Consider the following 22,588-nt stretch of genomic DNA (forward strand, 5'->3'; position numbering starts at 1 on the left):
GGAAATCATGTTCAAAACTTCGCTGAGTGACGCTGACCCGCTTATTGCTGCTTCGATTGCGCAGGAGGCCGACCGCCAAGCTGGACAGATTGAGCTGATTGCCTCGGAGAACATTGTCTCCAAAGCGGTGATTGACGCGCAGGGCTCGCTGCTAACCAATAAATATGCCGAAGGCTATCACGGTCGCCGCTACTATGGCGGTTGCGAATATGTCGATGAGGTCGAAGCCGAAGCCATCGCGCGTCTGAAGCAATTGTTTGGCTGTGGTTTCGCAAATGTTCAGCCGCATTCCGGGGCACAGGCCAACGGCGCAGTCAAACTCGCTCTACTCAAACCCGGTGACACGATTCTTGGCATGTCATTGGATGCAGGTGGCCATCTGACCCATGGTGCGCGTCCGGCAATGTCCGGTAAGTGGTTCAATGCTGTTGCTTATGGTCTGAATGATCATGGCACCATCGATATGGATCAGGTTGCTGCACTGGCGCGAGAGCATAAGCCGCAGATGATCATTGCCGGCGCATCCGCATTCTCCCAGATCATCGACTTTGCCGCCTTCCGCAAAATCGCCGATGAAGTTGGTGCTTACTTGCTGGTCGATATGGCGCATATCGCCGGGTTGGTGGCAACGGGTCTGCATCCGTCACCAATCGAACACGCCCATGTTGTCACATCCACCACGCACAAAACGCTGCGCGGACCACGTGGCGGTATCATTCTGACAAACGACGAAGCCATCGCCAAGAAAATCAACTCTGCGGTTTTCCCGGGTCTGCAAGGTGGCCCGCTGATGCATGTGATTGCTGCCAAAGCCGTCGCATTTGGCGAAGCACTCAAGCCGGAGTTCAAAGACTACATGCAGCGCGTTGTCGACAGCGCCGATGCGCTGGCAAAGGTGATGATTGAACGAGGCTGCGATATCGTGTCCGGCGGCACCCAGAACCACCTGATGCTTGTCGATCTCCGTCCCATCGGGGTGAAGGGCAACGCGGCTGAAGTTGCGCTGGAGCGCGCGGGTTTCACCTGCAACAAAAATGGCGTTCCGGGGGATCCTGAAAAGCCTACCGTGACCAGCGGCATTCGCCTCGGCACGGCAGCAGGTTGTTCACGCGGGTTTGGCCCGGAAGAATTTGTAACCATTGGCAACTTGATCAGCGATGTGCTGGACGCTCTGGCGAAAAAACCAGAGGGCGATGCAGAGGTTGAGGCCGCAACACGCGCCAAAGTCTCTGAGCTTTGCGCAGCCTTCCCAATCTACTGAGGGCGGCGTGATGTCTGACTTCGATCTTGTTGTCATAGGCGGCGGCCCGGGGGGCTATGTTGCCGCGATCCGCGCGGCGCAGCTGGGGATGCGCGTCGCCTGTGTGGAGGGACGCGGCGCGCTTGGCGGCACGTGCCTGAATGTGGGATGCATTCCGTCAAAGGCGTTGCTGACCTCTTCAGGTAAATATGCCGAGCTCTCGCATCTCTCCACACATGGGGTGTCTGTCGGGGAGGCCACACTTGATCTGGGTGCCATGATGGCGCGCAAGGACAAGATCGTCGGAGATCTGACCAAAGGGATTGGCTTTCTGTTCAAAAAGAACGGGGTCGAGCTGATTGAAGGATGGGCCTCCATTCCTGCGGCGGGTCAGGTCAGCGTGTCGTCAGACGAAGGCACGCAAACCCTCTCTGCCAAGAACATATTGATTGCAACCGGTTCAGAGCCAACCTCCCTCCCAGGCGTTGAGATTGATGAGGAGCAGATCCTCAGCTCGACAGGTGCTCTCTCTCTGGGATCTGTGCCTGAACATCTGGTTGTGATTGGCGCAGGCGTGATCGGACTTGAGCTTGGCCAAGTCTGGTCGCGTCTGGGCTCCAAAGTGACCGTGGTTGAATATCTGGATCGTATTCTTCCCGGTATCGATGGTGAGATCGCCAAACTGGCACAACGCGCCTTGTCCAAGCGTGGGCTCAAGTTTCAGCTGGGACGCAAGCTGACGGGCATCGAGAAAACCGATGCAGGGCTTGCACTGTCGCTGGAACGTGTCGGCAAAGACAAACAGGAAGCTTTGGAAGCCGACAAAGTGCTGGTTGCGATTGGCCGCCGGCCGGTGACACGCGGTCTTGGGCTGGAAGCCCTGGGCATCACTCAAGACAGCCGTGACTTCATCGAAGTGGGTGCGGATTTCCAAACTTCGGTTCCGGGCATCTATGCAATCGGCGACTGTGTACCTGGTCCTATGCTGGCGCATAAAGCCGAAGAAGATGGTGTGGCATGTGTTGAGACATTGGCCGGCCTGTCAGGGCACGTCGATTACGGGAAAGTCCCCGGTGTGGTATACACGGATCCGGAAGTTGCCTCTGTTGGTGCCACTGAAGAGGCGCTCAAAGACGCCGGAACGGACTACATTAGCGGAAAATTCGCCTTCATGGCAAACAGCCGTGCGCGCTCCAGCGGAGAGACAGACGGCGCCGTAAAGGTCTTGGCTGCACCGGATGGCACGCTTTTGGGGGCGCACATCTGCGGGGCACATGGTGGCGACCTGATTGCCGAGCTGGTGCTGGCGATGACCAAAGGCGCGACCATCACAGAGATCACGCAAACCTGTCACACACACCCCGCCATGGCCGAAGCCGTCAAAGAAGCCTGTCTTGATGCGCTGGGTCGCGCCATTCACGCCTAAGGGAAGATGCCATGAACGTTCCACGTCTACGCCATCCTGAAAAAGCCAAGAAAGTGGACAGCGCGATCCCGCGCAAGCCCAAGTGGATTCGCAAGAAAAAGGTTGAGTCGGAGGAGTATTACGAAACCCGCCGTCTCATGCGCGATCATGCGCTGACCACCGTTTGCGAAGAAGCGGCTTGCCCAAACATCGGCGAATGCTGGTCCAAGCGTCACGCCACGATGATGATCATGGGCGAGATCTGCACACGCGGCTGTTCCTTCTGCAACGTGGCCACGGGCCGCCCGGATGCCCTGGACGTTTTTGAGCCAGGCCGTGTTGCAGCCGCAGTCAAGAAGCTGGGTTTGCGCCACGTTGTGATCACCAGTGTGGACCGTGATGATCTGGCCGATGGGGGGGCAGAGCACATCGCTCAGACCGTGCGGGCTGTGCGTCATCAGAATCCGAACACAACGGTCGAAGTTCTGACCCCTGACTTTTTGGGCAAAGGCGCTGCGGCGGATGTGGTGTTTGGCGCAGGACTTGATGTGTTCAACCACAATCTGGAAACCGTCCCTCGGCTCTATCCAACCGTGCGCCCCGGTGCGCGCTACTATCAGTCACTGCGACTGTTGGATGACGCCAAGCGCGCGGACCCACAGGTTTTTACCAAATCCGGCCTCATGGTGGGATTGGGCGAAACCATGCAGGAAGTGCGACAGGTCATGGATGATCTGCGCGCAGCACAAGTGGATTTCCTGACGGTCGGCCAATACCTCCAGCCAACCGCCAAACATCACCCAATTGACCGTTTCTGGACACCAGAAGAGTTCGAGCAGCTGGAAACCATCGCTCGGGCCAAAGGATTTTTGCACGTATCGGCGACGCCCCTGACACGGTCGTCATTTCACGCTGATGCGGACTTCAAGACACTGCAGAACGCGCGCAGGGAGCGGCTCGCGCAACGCAGTTAACACCAACGCTAAAGGGAGGAAACCATGGAAGCGTTACAATCACTCGTGGGGACAATCAACGGATGGGCTTGGGGGCCTCCGATGCTTGTCATCATTTTGGGCGTCGGCCTATTCTTGCAAATTGGCCTGAAATTCATGCCAATTCGCAATTTGGGTCGCGGGTTCAAACTCATGTTCCAAGGCCGCGAAAGCGTCGGCGAAGGACAGATTTCACCTTTCAACGCCCTCATGACTGCCCTGTCTGCCACCATCGGGACCGGGAACATCGCTGGCGTGGCCACTGCGGTTTTCCTCGGCGGACCTGGCGCACTTTTCTGGATGTGGATGACCGCCCTTGTGGGTATGGCCACCAAATATTCCGAAGCGGTTTGTGCCGTTAAGTTTCGCGAAAAAGACGACCAAGGCAACTATGTCGGCGGCCCGATGTATTACATCAAAAACGGTCTTGGCGCGAACTGGGCGTGGCTCGGCGTAGTGTTTGCCATCTTCGGTGCGATTGCTGCCTTCGGCATCGGCAACGGTGTTCAGGCAAACGGCGTGGCACAAGTTCTGGAAACCAACTTTGGCCTGAACACGTCGCTGACCGGCATTGTTCTGATGGGCCTGACCGGCGCCGTGATCCTCGGCGGTATCACCCGTATTGGTGCTGTTGCTGGTAAACTGGTGCCATTCATGGCTGTCAGCTACATCTTCTTCGGTCTGATTGTCCTGCTGATCAACATCGGTGAAATCGGCAACGCTCTTTCGCTGGTCTTCACCCATGCGTTCACCCCATCCGCTGCAGAAGGCGGTTTTGCAGGGGCGGCAGTTTGGGCCGCGATCCGCTTCGGTGTGGCACGCGGTGTCTTCTCCAACGAAGCGGGTCTGGGTTCCGCGCCAATCGCACACGCAGCAGCCAACACCAAAGGTCCGGTAAACCAGGGTCTGATCGCGATGCTGGGCACTTTCATCGACACCATCATCGTGTGCTCGATCACCGGTCTGGCGATCATCGCGTCTGGTGCATGGACATCCGGTGAATCCGGCGCAGCGCTGACATCTCTGGCGTTTGAGACCTCCTTGCCGGGCTTTGGCGGCTATCTGATCGCTGTGTCCCTGTCGATCTTCGCATTCACAACCATTCTGGGCTGGTCCTACTATGGTGAGAAATGTGTGGGCTTCCTTGCAGGCACAAAAGCGCTGTTGCCATACCGCCTGCTGTGGATCGCAGCGATCTACTTCGGTGCGACTGCGGACCTCGGCTTCATCTGGCTGCTTGCGGATACGCTGAACGCGCTGATGGCCCTGCCAAACCTCATCGCGCTGGCCCTGCTGAGCCCGGTTGTCTTCAAAGTGACCAAAGAGTTCTTTGCCTCAAACGGTCAGACCGAAGAGCCCGGTGGCAACCCAGCCGAGTAACCAAAAACGTCCCGGGGCTGGGCTTGCTCAGCTCCGGGGCACAAATATCCAAAGTTTATCCAGGAGAGTTTCAATGTCAGAGGCACCGAAACGCACACCGCTCTACGATCTGCATGTTGAACTGGGCGGCAAAATGGTCGACTTCGCTGGCTGGGAAATGCCAGTCAACTATCCCCTGGGCATCATGGGAGAGCACAATCAGTGCCGTGAAAAGGCCGCGCTGTTTGACGTTAGCCACATGGGGCAGGTGATCCTGCGTGGCGAAAATGTCGGCGAAAAGTTGGAGACAATCGGCCCACAGGCTTACGCTACGCTGAAAGAAGGCAAAGCACGCTACGGTTTCTTCACGAACGAAGACGGCGGCATTATGGATGACCTGATCGTTGCCAATGCGGGTGACCACTTCTTTGTCGTGGTCAACGCCGCGCTGCGCCATCAGGACATCCCACACATGGAAGCCAACCTCGAAGGCGTCGAGGTCACAGAGATTTTTGATCGTGCACTTGTCGCGGTCCAGGGCCCAAAGGCCGAAGATGTCGTCGGAGCGCTTTGCCCACCGGCGCGTGAACTGAAGTTCATGGAAACCACCTTGGCCGAAATCAATGGCGTCGAGTGCCGCATTTCCCGTCTGGGTTACACAGGCGAAGACGGTTACGAGATTTCCATTCCCGAAGGCGACGCCATTGATGTGTGCCGTGCCCTTCTGGCGCATGAAGATCTTGAACCCGCAGGTCTGGGTGCACGTGACAGCCTGCGTTTGGAGGCCGGTCTCTGCCTCTATGGCAATGACATCGACCAGAGTACTTCGCCGATTGAAGCGAGCCTCGGCTGGGCCATTCAGAAACGCCGCAAAGAAGAGGGCGGCTTCCCGGGCGCTACGCGCGTGCAGAAAGAACTCGCCGAAGGCGCCGCGCGTACGCTTGTTGGCATCAAGCCGACTGGCCGCGCCCCTGCGCGTCAGGGCGTTGAGGTGCAATGCACCGAGGGCATTACAATTGGCCAGATCACCTCTGGGAGCTTCGGCCCCACCGTAGGTGGCCCGGTTGCCATGGGATACGTGTCCAAAGGGCACGGAACGCCAGGTGAGAAAGTGAATCTCATCATCCGTGGAAAGGCACAGCCTGCAGAGATTGTTGCGCTGCCTTTCGTACAGCAAAACTACAAACGCTAATTTGGGAGAGCCTTGATATGACCACTTATTATTCTGAAGATCACGAGTGGATCACCGTTGACGGTGACGTTGCGACCATCGGTATCACTGCACACGCGGCTGAACAGCTGGGTGAGATTGTCTTCGTTGAACAGCGTGAGACAGGCGAAGAATTCGAAAAAGGCGACGAAATCGGTGTGATCGAATCCGTGAAAGCCGCTTCTGAAATCTATGCGCCGATTGACTGCGAAGTGACCGAAGTGAATGGCACACTCGAAGAAAACCCAGGCGCGCTGAACGAAAGCCCGGAAGGCGATGCTTGGATCTACAAGGTTAAGGTCTCTGACGCGGCACAGCTCGAAGACCTGATGGATCTTGACGCCTACAAAGCTCTTATCGGCTGAGGAGACCGAAATGGCATTTGAACTGACAAAGTACGACCCATATGACTTTGCCAACCGGCGTCATATCGGTCCTTCGCCGTCAGAAATCGAAGAGATGCTCAAAACCGTCGGTTTTGGCTCTCTTGATGATCTGATCGACGCAACCGTGCCCCCTGCCATCCGGCAGAAAGAGCCTCTCGATTGGGGCCAGCCCGGCATGTCCGAGCGGGATGCGCTGTTCCACATGCGTCAGGTTGCGGATAAGAACAAGGTTCTGACCTCCCTTATCGGTCAGGGTTACTACGGCACCACCACGCCTGCGCCGATCCTGCGCAACATTCTGGAAAACCCTGCTTGGTACACGGCTTACACGCCTTATCAGCCTGAGATCTCTCAGGGACGCCTCGAAGCGCTGCTGAACTTCCAGACCATGGTCAGCGACATGACCGGCCTCGAAGTGGCCAACGCCTCTTTGCTTGATGAAGCAACCGCAGCAGCAGAAGCCATGGCGATGGCCCACCGTGGTGCGCGTTCCAAGTCCAACAAAGCGGCCTTCTTTGTCGATCAACACTGCCACCCGCAGACAATCGCCGTAATCAAGACCCGCGCGGAACCGCTCGACATTGATGTACAGGTTGGCGATGTGGACAGCCTTGATGCCGGCGCGGTTTTTGGCGCGATCTTCCAGTATCCCGGCAGCAACGGTCACGTGCGCGATTTCACCGATCAGATCGCGGCCCTGCACGAGCAAAAAGGCGTGGCGGTCGTGGCGGCAGATATTCTGTCTTTGGCCCTGCTGAAATCACCGGGTGAAATGGGGGCTGACATCGCGATTGGTTCCACCCAGCGCTTCGGTGTGCCGATGGGCTACGGCGGACCACACGCTGCCTACATGGCCACCACCGACAAGCTGAAGCGTTCCATGCCGGGCCGCATCATCGGTGTGTCCATCGACGCACGCGGCAACAAGGCTTACCGCCTTGCGCTCCAGACCCGCGAACAGCACATCCGTCGCGAAAAGGCGAATTCCAATGTCTGTACCGCACAGGCGCTTCTCGCGGTGATCGCCTCCATGTATGCGGTCTATCACGGCCCAGAAGGCATCAAAGCCATTGCGCAGTCGGTCCACCGCAAAACCTCCCGCATGGCGACCGGCCTCGAAGAGGCAGGTTTCAAGGTGGAGCCTGAGGTCTTCTTTGACACCATCACCGTCGAAGTGGGTCACCTGCAGAAAACCGTCATGGACGCGGCTGTGCAGCGTGGCATCAACCTGCGCAAGGTCGGCGAAACCAAAGTTGGCATCTCGCTTGACGAACAGACCCGCCCGGAAACCATCGAGGCGGTTTGGGGTGCTTTCGGCATTGATCGCAAAGATGACAGCAACAATGTTGAGTATCGTCTGCCTGACTACGCGCTGCGCGAGACTGAGTATCTGGCTCACCCGATCTTCCACCAGAACCGTGCAGAGGCGGAAATGACCCGCTACATGCGCCGTCTGGCGGACCGCGATCTGGCGCTCGACCGCGCGATGATCCCGCTCGGCTCCTGTACGATGAAGCTCAACGCAACCATCGAGATGATCCCGGTGACCTGGCCGGAATTTGGTAACCTGCACCCCTTCGTTCCCGAAGATCAGGCGCAGGGCTATCTCGAAATGATCGACGATCTGAATGACAAGCTCTGCCAGATCACCGGTTATGACGCGATTTCGCAGCAACCAAACTCGGGTGCACAGGGGGAATACGCAGGTCTTCTGACCATTCGTAACTACCACATCTCCCGTGGTGAAGGTCACCGCAATGTCTGCCTGATCCCAACTTCTGCGCATGGCACCAACCCGGCGTCCGCTCAGATGGTGGGCTGGAAAGTGGTTCCCATCAAAGCGGATGAGAACGGCAACATCGACGTGGCGGACTTCCGTGAGAAGGCTGAGAAACACTCTGACAATCTCGCAGGCTGTATGATCACCTACCCATCCACCCACGGTGTATTTGAAACCACTGTGCAGGAGGTCTGCCAGATCACCCATGATCACGGCGGTCAGGTCTACATCGACGGCGCAAACATGAACGCGATGGTGGGCCTGTCCCGCCCGGGCGACATCGGCGGCGACGTGAGCCACCTCAACCTGCACAAGACCTTCTGCATTCCGCATGGCGGTGGCGGCCCCGGCATGGGCCCGATCGGTGTCAAAGCCCATCTCGAAGAGCACCTTCCAGGTCACCCGGAGTACGGGTCGGCACTTGGTCCGGTCTCAGCAGCGCCATTTGGCTCCCCGTCTATCCTGCCGGTCAGCTGGGCCTATATCCTGTTGATGGGTGGCGAAGGTCTGACACAGGCGACCAAAATCGCGATCTTGAGCGCGAACTACATCGCCGCCCGTCTGAAAGACGCCTATCCAATCCTCTACACCTCCGAAACCGGTCGTGTGGCACATGAGTGCATCCTGGACACCCGTCCTCTCAACGATGAAGCGCATGTGACCGTAGATGATGTGGCCAAGCGTCTGATCGACAGCGGTTTCCACGCCCCTACCATGTCCTGGCCAGTAGCCGGCACGCTGATGGTGGAGCCTACGGAATCCGAGCCCAAGGCGGAGATTGATCGCTTCTGTGATGCAATGCTCTCCATCCGGGCAGAGGCGCAGGACATCATCGACGGTAAGATTGATCCCGAAAACAATCCTCTGAAACATGCGCCACATACCGTGCGTGACTTGGTTGGTGAGTGGGATCGACCCTACAGCCGCGATCAGGCCTGTTTCCCTCCGGGCAACCTCGGCGTGGACAAATATTGGCCAGCAGTGAACCGGGTCGACAACGCGTATGGCGACCGCAATCTGGTCTGTACCTGTCCTCCAATGGAAGACTACGCCGAAGCGGCGGAATAATAATTGCGCTGCGGCCCTCAACGGGGGCCGCAGCCTTCCGGCGCCAGGCGCCGCCACCTTCTCCTCTCAGTATTCTAGCCAGGGATTTGCACGCATGTTCCTCAGCGTCTTTGATATCTTCAAAATCGGGATTGGACCGTCATCCTCCCACACCATGGGGCCGATGAAAGCCGCCGTGCATTTTCTGGATAAGCTGTCCTTAGGTAAAGGCGGCACATTTGACCCAGCATCTGCCGATCACATCACAGGATCACTGCACGGGTCTCTCGCTTTTACCGGCAAGGGCCACGCCACGGATCGCGCCGTGTTTCTGGGCCTGTTGGGCTTCCGTCCCGACGCAGTCGATGTAGATCTCGCGGGAGCAAAACTGGCAAAGCTTATGCAGAATCATCAACTGAATGTCGCCAATTGCGGTACCCTGCGCTTTAACCCTGTGAACGATCTGGAATTTGACTACGGCCCCGCGCTGCCGCTGCACGCCAATGGAATGAAACTCAGTGCCCATGACGCTGAAGGCAACACCATCTTGGCAGAAACATATTACTCTATCGGTGGTGGCTTCATCATGACCGAGGCCGAAATGCTCTCGGCCAATGATGCGCCTGATGCTGATCTGCATGCTGAACAGGAAGCAGCGGGATATCCCTATCCCTTTGGCTCTGCCGCAGAAATGCTGGCGATGGGGGCAAAATCCGGCAAGACAATCGCGCAAATGAAACGCGCAAACGAAGAAACCGCGATGTCTCCTGAGACATTGCGCAATCAGCTAAACGCTGTCTGGAGCGTCATGGATGGTTGTATCGCCCGTGGCCTCTCTCAGGACGGCATTCTGCCGGGTGGCCTTAATGTGAAACGCCGCGCCCGTGCCATTCATCAACGGCTGACCAATCAAACCGGCTCAAACAGCCAGCAACCGCACAGCATCAACGACTGGCTTTCGGTCTATGCTATGGCGGTCAACGAGGAAAACGCTGCGGGCGGGCAGGTAGTCACCTCGCCAACCAACGGCGCGGCGGGTGTCGTGCCTGCCGTCATTCGCTACTATCGCGACCATTGTGTCGGCGCGACGCGTGAAGGCATTGATGAGTTCCTGCTCACGGCCGCAGCCATTGGCGGTTTGGTCAAACACAACGCCTCCATCTCCGGTGCAGAATGTGGCTGTCAGGCCGAAGTTGGCAGCGCCTCGGCCATGGCTGCTGCCGGTCTCTGTGCGGCATTGGGTGGTACCAATGAACAGATCGAAAATGCAGCCGAAATTGCGCTAGAACACCATCTTGGCATGACCTGTGACCCCGCGATGGGGCTGGTTCAGGTGCCGTGCATTGAGCGCAACGGCATGGGCGCGATCAAAGCGGTTTCCGCCGCTTCTCTGGCACTGCATGGCGATGGCACGCATTTCATGCCGCTCGACAATTGTATTGAAACCATGCGCCAGACCGGTGTCGACATGGCAGAGAAATACAAAGAGACATCGCTTGGTGGCTTAGCTGTTAACCTACCGGAGTGCTGAATATTCCAAGGTGTCGTATTTGTCACGTAGCCCGAAGATTTTCCAGGTCTTTTCTGCTGCTAAGATAGCATTAGCGTCCAAGCCCAATATGGTACACGAGTAGCTCGCACACACTTTATAGTAGAATTTAAGTCAAATCATGCAGCGTTTTCTGTCAATATAAGCTCCGATACAGAGAATAAAGAGCATACAACAAGAACCGCTGCTTCGAACTGGGGCGCTCTGGGAGGTTGGATATAGCGAAAGCAAAATTCTAAGATATCTAAAGGATTTGCCAAATGGTGCTACCCGCAAGCGTGCATCGGGGACCCGAAACCGCCTTACTAATTGTGAGCGGGAAAAGCCTGCACTAGCGCTCAAATAGCTACACTAAGACTTGATTGATCAGTCTCCAGTAAAACATGCGTAGCAATACATTTGCGTTCATTTATGCTGCCAGTCTTTTGCAGATGCTAACGGATTGGTTGACAACCAAAATAGAAATTCTCTAGGGGAGGGCTATTCTCAATAGATTCTACCCCAAGCAATTCATACGACCGGAAATGGCTGCCCGCGTTCAATTTTGAAGCGGTTGCTTTTTTGGTTGCGCTCTTCGCTTGGGGACAGACCAAAGGCTTGCCGGTAGTGTTTTGAGAGCGTTGAAGAGCTGTTGTAACCTACGGAAAGTGCTACGTCAGACAGGCTGTTACGTGAGTATAAGACCTGTTGTCGGGCAGCGTTCATGCGCAACATGCGATAGTAGTTCAGTGGGCTTTGACCAAGGTACTTCTTGAATTGACGCTCAAGTTTGCGTGGGGAGACCTCTGCCTGCTCGGCGACATCTCCAATACTCACGGGCTCTTCTAGATTGTCGGAGAACACCGCAATCGCTTTGGCCAGAGGGGGCGGCAGATCCCTTGTCACACCCGCTGTTTTAAACGCAGGGACGCTTTGGCCAACGCCTTCTGTGCGTACCATCGGATGCTGGAACCAACAGGCGACTTCGGTCATCACAACGCTGTCCAACGTGTCTTCGATCATGCCCAACATCAGGTCAAACATGGCGGCTGCGCCAGAAGCCGTCAGACGGCGGCGATCAAGGACCAGTACATCATCGCTGACTGCAATTTCCGGGAAAGCCTTTTCGAAGGCAGCCCGATAGCACCAGTGCACCGAGCAGGTGTGTCCCAGAAGCAGGCCCGAAGCTGCAAGCGGGAAAACACCGCCACTTACCGCGCCGATTTGTACACCGTGGCGCGCCAAATACCGCAGATGCCCGTTTCCGGATGCAGGCATTGCAAATGCGCTCTCAGGGTCAGACAAGAGAAACAGATAGTCGAGGTTTTCGACATCGCGTAGAGAGCAATCTGGTTGAAAAACGACATTGGCGCTGGCGGTGACCGCCTCGCCATTTTCAGAAAGTACACGCCACGAGAAAGCCTCACGATCGGAGATTTCATTTGCCGCCCGCAACGGCTCGATGGCGGAGGTCAAGCACGCCATCGGAAAGCCCGGAAAAACCAGGAAACCAATGTTGGTTGTGTCTCTACGTTCCATGGTCTCTCGGTCACAACTCAGTCGCTAAGTCGCGTGCTATATGGCTGAAATTCTTGCATTACGTCTGGCGTTGAGGAAATTTGCTCAGCGCACGATGTAGACAGAACAAGGGGCGTGGCGGGCAATTTGGGCGGCATTTGGCCCAATAAGATAGTCCCTGAGATTGGGCTTATGGGCGCCCATCACGATCACCTGTGCATCAAGCTCCTCTGCCGTGATCAGGATTTCCTCAGAGGTCTTACCCATGCGGATCACATGCTTTGTTTCAGCGTCGCGACCGACGGTTTCCTCGATGAATTTATGGAGGGCCACCCGGCTGCCTTCTGCCATTTCGCGGGTATGCTCGTGAGAGAAAAAGGTACCAACGACGCTCATGCGAAAATCAGGCAGCACTGTGACAACAGACAGTCGCATACCTTCCAAATCGGCAATCTGGCGTGCTTTTGTAAGTACGGCTTTCTGATCCTCAGGTTGGGTCAGGTCAATCGCGGCGAGTACTGTGCGGGTCATGCGGGCACCTCTTGAGAGTCGGTTTTCGCTTTGCGGCGGCGCTGAACGCCAAACACAAGGCCAAGCAGCAACAGAGCAGGAAGATAGAAGATCTCTTGAGGAGGACGCGCAGCCTCCACTTCGATCTCAACAACTTCCCAATCAAAGTCGATCTTGAGCTGCTCTGCCGGGCCGCCGAAGTTCAGATTGTCCACCAAAAGCGTGCCATCTTCGTCACGGAACTCGATGCCCGCGCCATCCAACAGTCGTGTTTCACCATTTTCACCAGCCGTGCCAAGCGGGAGCAGATAGCGCGCATCTACCAGATCGCCTTCCAAGTTTTCTCCGGTAAGACGGACGCGAAGGGTACCATTGTCGGGCGCGGCTTCTGCCAGAGTGTAGAGTTCTGCGGGTGAGCGGACTTCGAATTCATCTGCGATCTGGTTCAGGAAGAAATCCGGACGGAACAAGATGAAGGCACAGAAGATCAGTACCGCGCTTTCCCACAGTTTTGAGCGTGTCTGGAAATAGCCCATGGTACCTGCAGCGAAGAGCAGCATGGCGATCAGCGCGGTGATGAAGACAACTATCGCTTGGACCGGGCCAACGTCGATCAACAACAAGTCAGTGTTGAAGATGAACAGGAATGGCAAAAGCGCGGTCCGGATGGAGTAGAAAAACGCTTGGAAACCGGTGCGCAGAGGGTCGCCTTTTGAAATGGCCGCAGCTGCGAAAGACGCAAGGCCAACCGGGGGGGTCACATCTGCCATGATGCCGAAGTAGAAGCAGAACATGTGTACCGCAACCAGTGGCACAATAAGGCCATTTTGAGCACCCAGCTCAACAACCACGCCGGCCATCAACGAGCTAACCACAATGTAGTTTGCTGTTGTTGGCAGCCCCATGCCCAGAATGATCGAAATCAGAGCGACGAAGAACAGCATTGCCAACAGGTTGCCGCCTGACAGGAATTCCACAAATTCAGCCATGACTTGTCCGATACCGGTCAGCGTCACCGCCCCCACGATGATGCCCGCAAGCCCCATCGCCGCGGCAAGGCCCACCATGTTGCGTGCACCGATGATCATGCCCTCAATGGTTTGTGCAAACCCGTGTGAGAAAGACGCGGTGATGGTGTTTTGATTTCGGAAAAAGGCCTTGAGCGGATCCTGGGTCAGCAAAATCAGAAGCATGAACATTGAAGACCAGAAGGCCGATAGGCCCGGCGATTTGCGCTCGATCATCAGCAGATACATCAGCAGGAGGATCGGCAGCAGATAATGCAAACCAGTCTTCAGAATAGTCCGAGCCGGGGGGAGATTCAGCATGGAGTCGATGCCGGTTTCCAGATCGGGTCGTGCTGCGGCATAGCGGACAGCTGCCACGTAGGCGATCAAGAGGCCAACCACAAGAACCGGTGTGGACATAGGCCCAATCAGGTTGTCGACGAAGGTCACGATCTGACCGGCAAGCCAAAGAGTTCCGCCACCGATCACGATAGAAATCGCGATAATGAAAATTGCACCGAGCATGAACTTGATGGGATGCATGCGGCTGGTGCCGGTCATGCCCATCTTCAGGGCCTCAAGGTGCACAATGTAGACGAGCGCCATGTAGGAGATCGCCGCAGGTACAATGGCGGTTTTCACGACCTCTACATAAGAGATGCCCACATATTCCGTCATCAGGAAGGCTACCGCGCCCATGACCGGCGGTGTCAGCACACCGTTGATCGAGGAGGAAACCTCTACCGCACCTGCTTTGGCGGGCGAGAAGCCAACACGGCGCATCAGCGGGATCGTGAATGTTCCGGTGGTCACCACATTGGCGATGGCGGAACCGGAGATCAGACCAGTGGCAGCAGAGGCGATAACGGCCGCTTTCGCGGGGCCGCCACGCAGGTGCCCTAGCGCAGCAAAAGCCAGCTGAAGGAAATAGTTGCCAGCACCGGCTTGATTGAGAAGTGCGCCAAACAGCACAAACAGAAACACAAAGCCAGAGGAGACCCCCAGAGCCACGCCGAACACGCCTTCGGTTGTTAGCATCAGGTGGCTCATCGCCTTATTAAACGACGCGCCCTTCCACTGAACCATTTCCGGCAGACCGTCCCAGGAGCCGAAAAAGACATATGCAAGGAAGAAAATCGCAACACCCATAAGTGGGAAGCCAAGAGAACGGCGGGCGGCTTCCATCAGCAACACAATGCCGATGCCTGCCATGGCGAGATCAAGCGTGCTTGGGATACCGGTCCTGGCCGCAACCCCTACATAGTTCCACGCAAGATAGGAGGCGCTGACTGCGCCTGCTATGGCGGTCAGCCAAGTCAGCGCGGGTACATGATGGCGCGGGCTAGAGCGGAAGGCTGGAAAAGCCACAAAAGCCAAAAAAACCGCGAAACCAAGGTGGATCGCGCGGGTTTGTGTGTCGTTCCAGACGCCAACCCCCAGGATGAAGGGAAGCGGGGAGGCGATCCAAAGTTGATAGATCGACCAAATAAGAGGAACCACCCACAAGATCTTGGCCGAAAACCAATTGTGCGGCATGCGCGCTCCGGTGTCGGACTCGGCAACAATATCTTCCAGATCGACCTGATCGGTCGGTGCAGATGTATCTGACTGTGTCGAAGCGTTGGTCACGGTTGTCCCTCTTGTTTGCGGAATTCTTTTTGTGAGCGAATAAAAAGGGCCCCCACCGATTTGGTGGGGGCAGTTGGGAGAAAATTACTTCCAGCCGCGTTCTTGGTAGTATTTCATCGCGCCTGGGTGGATTTCTGCGGTCAGGCCATCCGAAACCATTTCAGTTTCTTTCAGGTTGGCGAAGGCTGGGTGCAGTTTGCGGAAGCCATCAAAGTTTTCGAAGATGGCCTTTACCACTTCGTAGACAACTTCGTCAGATGCTTCAGCAGATGTCACGATGGTGGCTTTCGGACCCCAGGATGGCAGATCATCTGGGTTGCCAGGGTACATGCCGCCAGGAATGGTCGCAGGCGCATAGGCCGAGTTGTCCGCCAGCAGCTTGTCGATGCCTTCACCAGACAAAGGAATGATTTTCACATCACAAGTGGAGGTCGCTTCCTGAGAAGAGCCGTTAGGCAGGCCAGCAGCCCAGATGGTCGCGTCGATTTTGCCGTCACACAGCGCTGCGGCTTGCTCAGAGGACTTCAGCTCTGCTGCCAGAGAGAAATCGTCAACGGAGAGACCTTCATATTTCAGAAGTGTTTCCGCCAGAACGCGGGTGCCGGAACCAGGGTTTGCGATGTTAACGCGCTTGCCCTTGAGATCTGCAGTAGACGCGATACCAGCATCTGCGCGCGCCATCAGGTGCATTGGCTCAGGGTGTACGGAGAACAGGGAGCGCAGGCCGCTGTAAGGACCGTCTTCGGAGAATTGGTCGGTGCCGTTGATGGATTTCACCTGAACGTCAGACTGGATCACACCAAAGTCCAGCTCGCCCTGACGGATGGTGCGTGCGTTGTAAACGGAACCGCCCGTGGATTCCACGGAGCAGCGGATATTGTGCTCTTTGCGACCTTTGTTCACCAGACGGCAGATTGCACCGCCGGTAGGATAATAGACACCTGTGACACCGCCGGTTCCGATGGTAACAAAGGTCTGATCCGCTGCGGAAGCAGCACCTGCACCCATGGCAAGAGCCAGCAGAGCACCTGTGATTTTCTTGGTCTTGGACATGTTTTCCTCCTGTTGAATTACCATACGCCATATGCCCGCGGCCATAAGTCGGCAGAGGCGAGCATCAACGCTTTGTCCGAAAGTTGGTTACCAGCGAAGCCCGCGCCTTTGTGAGAGACAAAAAAGTTACGCTGTGACCGTAATTTTTCTGAGGGCTGGAAACATTGCCTTGGGCAAAAGCCGGTGGTTACAGTTCCACGTAACTGTGACGGAGCCTTCCAAATGAAGACCCTTTTGGCAAAAGCCATTCCTGTGTTGGCGGCTATTTGTTGCTGCGCCAATTTGGCGAAGCCTGGCAACGCCGAGGTTTGGGTCGTCGGGTCGATGGAGGGGTTTGCCCCGTTCAATTATACGGTCGACGGCCAGTACCGCGGGATCGACGTACAAATCCTCAATGAAGCGGCTGAGAAGATAAATGTTGAACTGGAGCACCGTCCCTTACCTTGGAACCGCGCCTTGCTGGATTTTAATGCCGGAAATCTGGATGCTGTTTTTCAACTTGCACCAACGAGGGAACGTTTTGAGAAGTGGAATATGGTTGGCCCATTGCGCCGCACAAAAACGGTTTACGTGACACTGATTGACAGCCCTATAGAGGACATCCGGTCACTTAACGAACTAGATGGGCTGATTGTAGGCGTCGTGTCAGGATTTACCTATGAAGACAGTTTTGACCGTCATCCCGACATTGCCCGCGAGATGTCCAAGGATGATTTCACCAATATACTAAAGCTCATGCTGGGGCGGTCAGATGTGATTGTCGGTGGTCGCGCCACGCTTGCGCATATCATTGACGACATGGGGTTGACCGAGAAATTGCGGTTTCTTCCAACACCCTTGGTCGAGCAAGAGCGCTATATTGCATTCCCACGAGACGGAGACGGGGACGACATGGCAAATCGCCTGCAAGGCTCTCTGAGCGCCATGCATTCTTCCGGCCGCATCCGTGAAATCGTTCAGGAGCATTTTGAAGAATGAGAGACATACGTCTGCATCGTTTGGGGGTAACTCCCAAGATCGCGATCGCGGCGGGCATCATTGGTATTCTCTCTGGACTCGTTCTGGGCGTTGTGACCCTTTGGCTTGAAGGAACACAGCGGGTTGACACGGCCCGTCAAAACGCTGACCGCATCATTCGTGCCACGTTGCCGCAAATCGAAAGCGCATATTGGGAAGTCGATATCCCCGACACGTTGGCCTTTATGGGGGGGCTATTAAAAGATCCGGTGATCACCGAAGCATGGATTGAAGATCCTCTGTTAAGCGACAGCTTGCGGGAAAGTGCGGGCATTGGTGATTTGTCGGTCGCTCGCACCACACAGGTAAAAGCGCCAAGCGTCGCACGTTGGTTTGGTTTTGGCGCAGATGGCGATGAAACCTACCGCTTTGCCCTGCACAGCAAGCGAGATGGGGCTGATATCGGGGCTCTTTTTGCCATTTACTCCTACCAGTCCATCGGGGCTGAAATGGTCGCCCGAAGTTTTGTGGTGCTTGGCTCTAGCATTCTTCAGACACTTCTTGTGACCAGCGCGATTTTCCTTTTGGTGCAGGTGACCGTTATTCGCCCAATTACTCGCCTGCAGATGGCAGCATTGCGCGTGCGAGATGGGCATAAATTCGAACTTACCGATCGCGACCGCCACATGCTTGATCCGCACCGCAGAGACGAAATCTCACGTCTTGCGCGCGCCTTTGGGAGAACCGTCGGCGAGCTGGAAGATAGCCGGGATAATCTGAAATCCATCGTGGACGATCGCACACAAGAGTTGGTGGCGGCACGAAATGAGGCCGTTGAGGCGTCGCAAGCCAAATCCGTCTTTCTTGCCAATATGAGTCACGAATTGCGCACGCCGATGAATGCCATCATTGGCCTGTCCGAGGTGCTGTTGAGGGACGGTTACAACGATCGAACGCCCCGCCACATTCAAGATATGCGCGCTGCTGCGACCCATTTGTCGCAAAATATCAATTCGGTGCTGGATCTCTCCAAAATTGAGGCGGGGGAAATGGCATTGGAGAACGTATGGTTCTCTGTTGATGAGTTTTTGGACAGCGTGATGATGCAGACACGCGCCTTGCTGCAACAAAAGCCGGTTCGCTTGATCTGGAACTACGCGCCGGACCTCCCTCGTGAGATCTTTGCTGACCCGCTCAGATTGCGGCAAGTGGTGATGAACTTCGCTTCTAACGCTGTGAAGTTCACAGACCAAGGAGAGATCTGCATCAATGCCAGTTGCGAGATGCTTGATCAGAACATAGGTCACCTCACTCTTAGTGTCCGCGACACAGGCATCGGAATTTCACCGGAGCAGATCGAGGAGATATTCAAACCATTTGGACAGGCAGATACTTCTACCACCCGAAAATATGGTGGAACCGGACTAGGACTGTCCATTGCTTTGCGCTCAGCGGAGCAAATGGGTGGGAACTTGAATGTAGAAAGCGAGACTGGCCAAGGTGCCTGTTTTTCATTTGATTTTGTTGTCCCCAGCAAGCCCGCGCTCTACGGACAGGACAGAAAACTGACGATCCCGGTTTTGGGGGAAGGTCACCAACGGGACGCGGTAGCTGCTATGGCGCAAAGAGTTGGTGGCCAGTTGGCTGAAGAGGTCGCAGCTGTTCGAGTTCTTGTGGACGGCGAACACGTTACTTTTTTGCGTGAAGATTTAAACGCTACACCGGCGATATCGATCGACCTTCCAATCACACACGGCGAATTTCTTGAGGCGGTGAAACGCTTTCAAAATCAAACCAATGAGCCCAAATCAACGCCAGATATTTTGGCAGGGCGCGATATCCTTGTTGTGGAGGATAATCGGATCAATCAATCGGTCTTTGAAGCGTTGATCGGCGGGTTTGGTGCTGATGTTCGAACGGCCGCCAATGGCCTTGAGGCAATAGAGCACGTGGCGAAAGCCATGCCTGACATGCTCTTGATGGATCTGCATATGCCCATGATGGATGGTCACCGCACCATGCAAAAGCTTCATGAGAATTACGGGGGTAAATTGGCCCCGGTCATCGCTACGTCGGCCAACGCCACCCCAGAAGAGTACCAAAAGTGTCGCGCTGCCGGCTTTGCCGAATTTTTGCCCAAACCGGTCGACCCTGCCAAGTTGCAAGCGGTGCTGGAAGAACACGTGCCAACTACGCAGGCGCCAAAGCATTTAGATCGCCAGCAGGGCCTCTTCCTCGCAGGGGGAAATCGCCTGCTTTATGAACAAAATTTGGTACGCTTTCGCGCGCAACTTAAGGGTTGGTGGCAAGCACTGTCGGGCGGAGGCGTTGCGCCCGACGACATGAACTCCACACTTCATGTCATTAAGGGATCTGCACGCACCGTGGGTGCTGTGCCGCTCGCCGAAGCGGCCCAGAAGACTGAAACTGATCAGGCGCATCTCAAATTTGTATTGAGCGAAATCGAAGTTTTGTCCGAAGAACTTACCTTGGAGGATTTGGGGTTAGAGGAGACTTCAACCCAACATCCTGCCAGTTGGGAGGCGCTAATTGAGTTGATCCAAAGTCATGATATGGCGTCTTTAGGCCATGCCAAGATGCTCCACAAACGCGAACACTTCAGTAAAGAGTTCGTCGAACTGATAGATGCACTCGAAAAGTTGGACTTTGTTAAGGCTCTTCGGCTGGCCAAAGATGCGAGTCCGCGATCTCACTCTGACCGATAAGCCTCGATCTCTTTGGCCATTTTTGTCAGCAGGTTTTCGGCCTTTTGCAATCTGTCCGCGCGACGTGTGAGCAGGCTTTCTAATGCGCTCCTGGACTGTCGCAGTTCGATTTGAGTACGGATGCGCGCACTCAAGACCGCGGGTACAACTGGGCGTGAAATGAAATCAGAAGCGCCTAGTTCCAAACCTTTGGTCTCATCTGCCGGATCATCCAAGTTTGTTACAAAGATGATCGGTATTTCCGCGAGACTGGCCGTCGCTTTGATGCGGCGGCATGCTTCGTAGCCATCCATGTCCGGCATTCGGATGTCCAATAAGATGAGGTCTACGCTCTCTTTGGACAAATAGGACAGAGCACCCTGCCCAGAGCGTTGCGCAATCACACGATAGCTCTCGCTGAGTAGCCCGTAAAGATGATGAATATTGTCGGTGGAATCGTCGACGACCAACAGAGTCGGCTTGTCATCGTGTTCCAGAGGCACCTCTAATAGCTCCACCTCAGGGGCTCGCTCATTCTCATTGGCCCCTCCTGTAAGCTCATTTGCAGCAGAAGCAATGGCCCATAGATTTGGCGAAACGGTTGCATAAAACTGCTGCCCCGTCAGGCCCATGGCGGCCGTATTTGCGTCTCGTTCAAACAACTTAACACCCAAATGCGCTTCTAAGGCGCGGATTTGGCGACTTACCGCTTCACGCGACACATTCAACTCTTCTGCGGCCGTGGTGAAAGACCCCAGCCGCGCAGCCGCCTCAAAGGCAACCAGCGAGGTCAAAGGGGGCAGCTGTCGTTTCAATTGCTTCATGCGAGGCATGTGAAAGGAAACGTTACCTCTGTGCAAGTGGGCGATCGTGCTTTTGTGCGATGTGACGGAAATGGAGCAATGGCTGACCAAAACGCGCCTGTGAAAACCAAACCACAACCGTCATTTTCGTCTCAAATAAGTGAGGATGCGATGCGTTACAGCGGATTTCGAGTGATCAAGGAAGCCCTGACGGGCCACAAGGGGTGGCGCCCAACTTGGCGCGATGCGGCTCCTCAACCAGACTATGATTTTGTCATCATCGGCGGTGGCGGCCATGGGCTTGCAACCGCGTACTACTTGGCGAAACAATTTGGTCAGAAGCAGATCGCGGTTCTGGAAAAAGGCTGGATCGGCGGTGGCAATGTTGGGCGCAATACGACGATCGTGCGTTCGAACTACATGCTCGACGGGAACGAGCCGTTTTATGAGTTTTCGCTGAAGCTCTGGGAAGGGCTTGAACAAGAGCTGAACTACAACGCAATGGTCAGCCAGCGCGGTATCTTGAATCTGTATCACACGGATGGGCAACGAGATGCGTTCCGGCGTCGGGGCAATGCGATGATCCTGAACGGCTCAGATGCCGAGCTTTTGGACGCAGAGGGCGTGCGCGCCATGTATCCCTTTCTGAATTTTGAGAACGCTAGGTTCCCGATCCGAGGAGGCTTGCTGCATCGGCGTGGCGGAACTGTGCGCCATGATGCCGTAGCTTGGGGCTACGCGCGCGGTGCAGATCAGCATGGCGTCGACATCATCCAGAACTGTGAAGTCACCGGCTTTCGTATTGAAAATGGCAAAGTCCTCGGCGTGGAAACGTCACGCGGATACATTGGTGCAAAAAAGGTAGCAGCATCCGTTGCTGGCAGCTCAAGCCGCCTGATGGCCCTTGCTGGCATGCGGCTCCCAATGGAGAGCCATGTACTGCAAGCTTTTGTCTCAGAGGGGCTAAAACCTACGATTCCAGGGGTGATTACCTATGGTGCGGGGCACTTCTATTGCAGCCAGTCTGACAAAGGTGGTCTTGTATTTGGCGGCGACATAGATGGGTACAACTCTTATGCGCAACGGGGCAATCTGCCTGTTGTTGAAGATGTGGTGGAAAGTGGTGTGTCCCTGATCCCAGCGCTGGGGCGCGTGCGCCTTTTGCGCAGTTGGGGCGGCATCATGGACATGTCCATGGATGGGTCGCCTTTCATCGACAAAACTCACATCGAGGGACTCTATTTCAACGGAGGTTGGTGTTACGGCGGTTTCAAGGCAACTCCGGCAGCAGGGTGGTGCTTGGCGCATCTCTTGTCGACTGACCGATCGCATGAAACGGCTCAGGCCTATCGGCTGGATCGTTTCCAAACGGGTCATATGATTGACGAAAAAGGGCAGGGTGCCCAACCAAATCTGCACTAAGGACACCACCATGATCAACAAGCTTGACCAGGGCCCG

16 protein-coding genes are annotated in these 22,588 nt (G+C 55.7%); 11 read left to right on the top strand and 5 right to left on the bottom strand.

The annotated features are described in order from the left end of the window. Positions 1–7 precede the first annotated feature (7 nt). The 8 genes from glyA to J7400_RS19340 all read left to right on the top strand — a co-directional run bounded on the left by glyA (position 8) and on the right by J7400_RS19340 (position 10,950). A complete protein-coding gene (glyA, locus tag J7400_RS19305; protein ID WP_209065736.1) occupies positions 8–1,261 on the top strand; it encodes a serine hydroxymethyltransferase in 1,254 nt (417 codons plus the stop codon). A gap of 10 nt (positions 1,262–1,271) precedes the next feature. After that, a complete protein-coding gene (lpdA, locus tag J7400_RS19310) occupies positions 1,272–2,666 on the top strand; it encodes a dihydrolipoyl dehydrogenase (RefSeq protein WP_209065737.1) in 1,395 nt (464 codons plus the stop codon). A gap of 11 nt (positions 2,667–2,677) precedes the next feature. Then, entirely contained in the window at positions 2,678–3,619 is a 942-nt protein-coding gene (gene lipA / locus J7400_RS19315; protein ID WP_209065738.1) for a lipoyl synthase, read from the top strand. Between the two features lie 24 nt (positions 3,620–3,643). Beyond that, positions 3,644–5,017: a sodium:alanine symporter family protein gene (locus J7400_RS19320; RefSeq protein ID WP_209065739.1), complete on the top strand. Its 1,374-nt coding sequence runs from the start codon at positions 3,644–3,646 to the stop codon at positions 5,015–5,017. A 73-nt stretch (positions 5,018–5,090) separates the two neighbouring features. After that, complete coding sequence (gene gcvT / locus J7400_RS19325) at positions 5,091–6,188, top strand: glycine cleavage system aminomethyltransferase GcvT (protein ID WP_209065740.1); 1,098 nt, start codon at positions 5,091–5,093, stop codon at positions 6,186–6,188. A gap of 17 nt (positions 6,189–6,205) precedes the next feature. Beyond that, complete coding sequence (gene gcvH / locus J7400_RS19330; RefSeq protein ID WP_209065741.1) at positions 6,206–6,571, top strand: glycine cleavage system protein GcvH; 366 nt, start codon at positions 6,206–6,208, stop codon at positions 6,569–6,571. Positions 6,572–6,581: 10 nt separating this feature from the next. Further along, positions 6,582–9,440 carry an aminomethyl-transferring glycine dehydrogenase gene (gene gcvP / locus J7400_RS19335; protein WP_209065742.1) on the top strand — a complete coding sequence of 953 codons (2,859 nt, stop codon included), beginning with the start codon at positions 6,582–6,584 and terminating at the stop codon, positions 9,438–9,440. A 94-nt stretch (positions 9,441–9,534) separates the two neighbouring features. Further along, positions 9,535–10,950, top strand: a complete 1,416-nt coding sequence (locus tag J7400_RS19340; RefSeq protein ID WP_209065743.1) for an L-serine ammonia-lyase — start codon at positions 9,535–9,537, stop codon at positions 10,948–10,950. A 528-nt stretch (positions 10,951–11,478) separates the two neighbouring features. Here J7400_RS19340 and J7400_RS19345 read toward each other — a convergent pair. The 4 genes from J7400_RS19345 to J7400_RS19360 form a co-directional block, all read right to left on the bottom strand. Beyond that, the gene (locus tag J7400_RS19345) at positions 11,479–12,486 is read right to left on the bottom strand and encodes a GlxA family transcriptional regulator (RefSeq protein WP_209065744.1); all 1,008 of its coding nucleotides are present in this window, start codon (positions 12,484–12,486) and stop codon (positions 11,479–11,481) included. Between the two features lie 84 nt (positions 12,487–12,570). Further along, on the bottom strand, positions 12,571–12,996 hold the full coding sequence (locus tag J7400_RS19350) for a universal stress protein (protein WP_209065745.1): 426 nt from the start codon (positions 12,994–12,996) through the stop codon (positions 12,571–12,573). Next, positions 12,993–15,611, bottom strand: coding sequence for a TRAP transporter permease (locus J7400_RS19355; RefSeq protein WP_348540215.1), 2,619 nt, complete (start codon positions 15,609–15,611; stop codon positions 12,993–12,995). Before J7400_RS19355 ends, J7400_RS19350 begins: the two co-directional genes overlap by 4 nt. Before the next feature lie 84 nt (positions 15,612–15,695). Then, complete coding sequence (locus J7400_RS19360) at positions 15,696–16,688, bottom strand: TAXI family TRAP transporter solute-binding subunit (RefSeq protein ID WP_209065746.1); 993 nt, start codon at positions 16,686–16,688, stop codon at positions 15,696–15,698. A gap of 198 nt (positions 16,689–16,886) precedes the next feature. Between J7400_RS19360 and J7400_RS19365 the strand changes: the two genes are divergently transcribed. Both J7400_RS19365 and J7400_RS19370 read left to right on the top strand, forming a co-directional pair. Then, entirely contained in the window at positions 16,887–17,642 is a 756-nt protein-coding gene (locus tag J7400_RS19365; RefSeq protein WP_209065747.1) for a transporter substrate-binding domain-containing protein, read from the top strand. Continuing rightward, a complete protein-coding gene (locus J7400_RS19370) occupies positions 17,639–20,347 on the top strand; it encodes an ATP-binding protein (protein ID WP_209065748.1) in 2,709 nt (902 codons plus the stop codon). The genes J7400_RS19365 and J7400_RS19370 overlap by 4 nt, the downstream gene beginning before the upstream one ends. On the opposite strand, the gene J7400_RS19375 is transcribed toward J7400_RS19370, so the two are convergent. Further along, positions 20,332–21,120, bottom strand: coding sequence for a response regulator (locus J7400_RS19375; protein ID WP_280638031.1), 789 nt, complete (start codon positions 21,118–21,120; stop codon positions 20,332–20,334). The genes J7400_RS19370 and J7400_RS19375 overlap by 16 nt on opposite strands. A gap of 180 nt (positions 21,121–21,300) precedes the next feature. Here J7400_RS19375 and J7400_RS19380 point away from each other — a divergent pair, with 180 nt between their 5' ends. After that, a complete protein-coding gene (locus J7400_RS19380; protein ID WP_209065750.1) occupies positions 21,301–22,551 on the top strand; it encodes a sarcosine oxidase subunit beta family protein in 1,251 nt (416 codons plus the stop codon). Positions 22,552–22,588: the final 37 nt, after the last annotated feature.

The sequence above is a fragment of the Shimia sp. R9_2 genome (genome assembly GCF_017743735.1).
Taxonomy (GTDB): Bacteria; Pseudomonadota; Alphaproteobacteria; order Rhodobacterales; family Rhodobacteraceae; genus Shimia.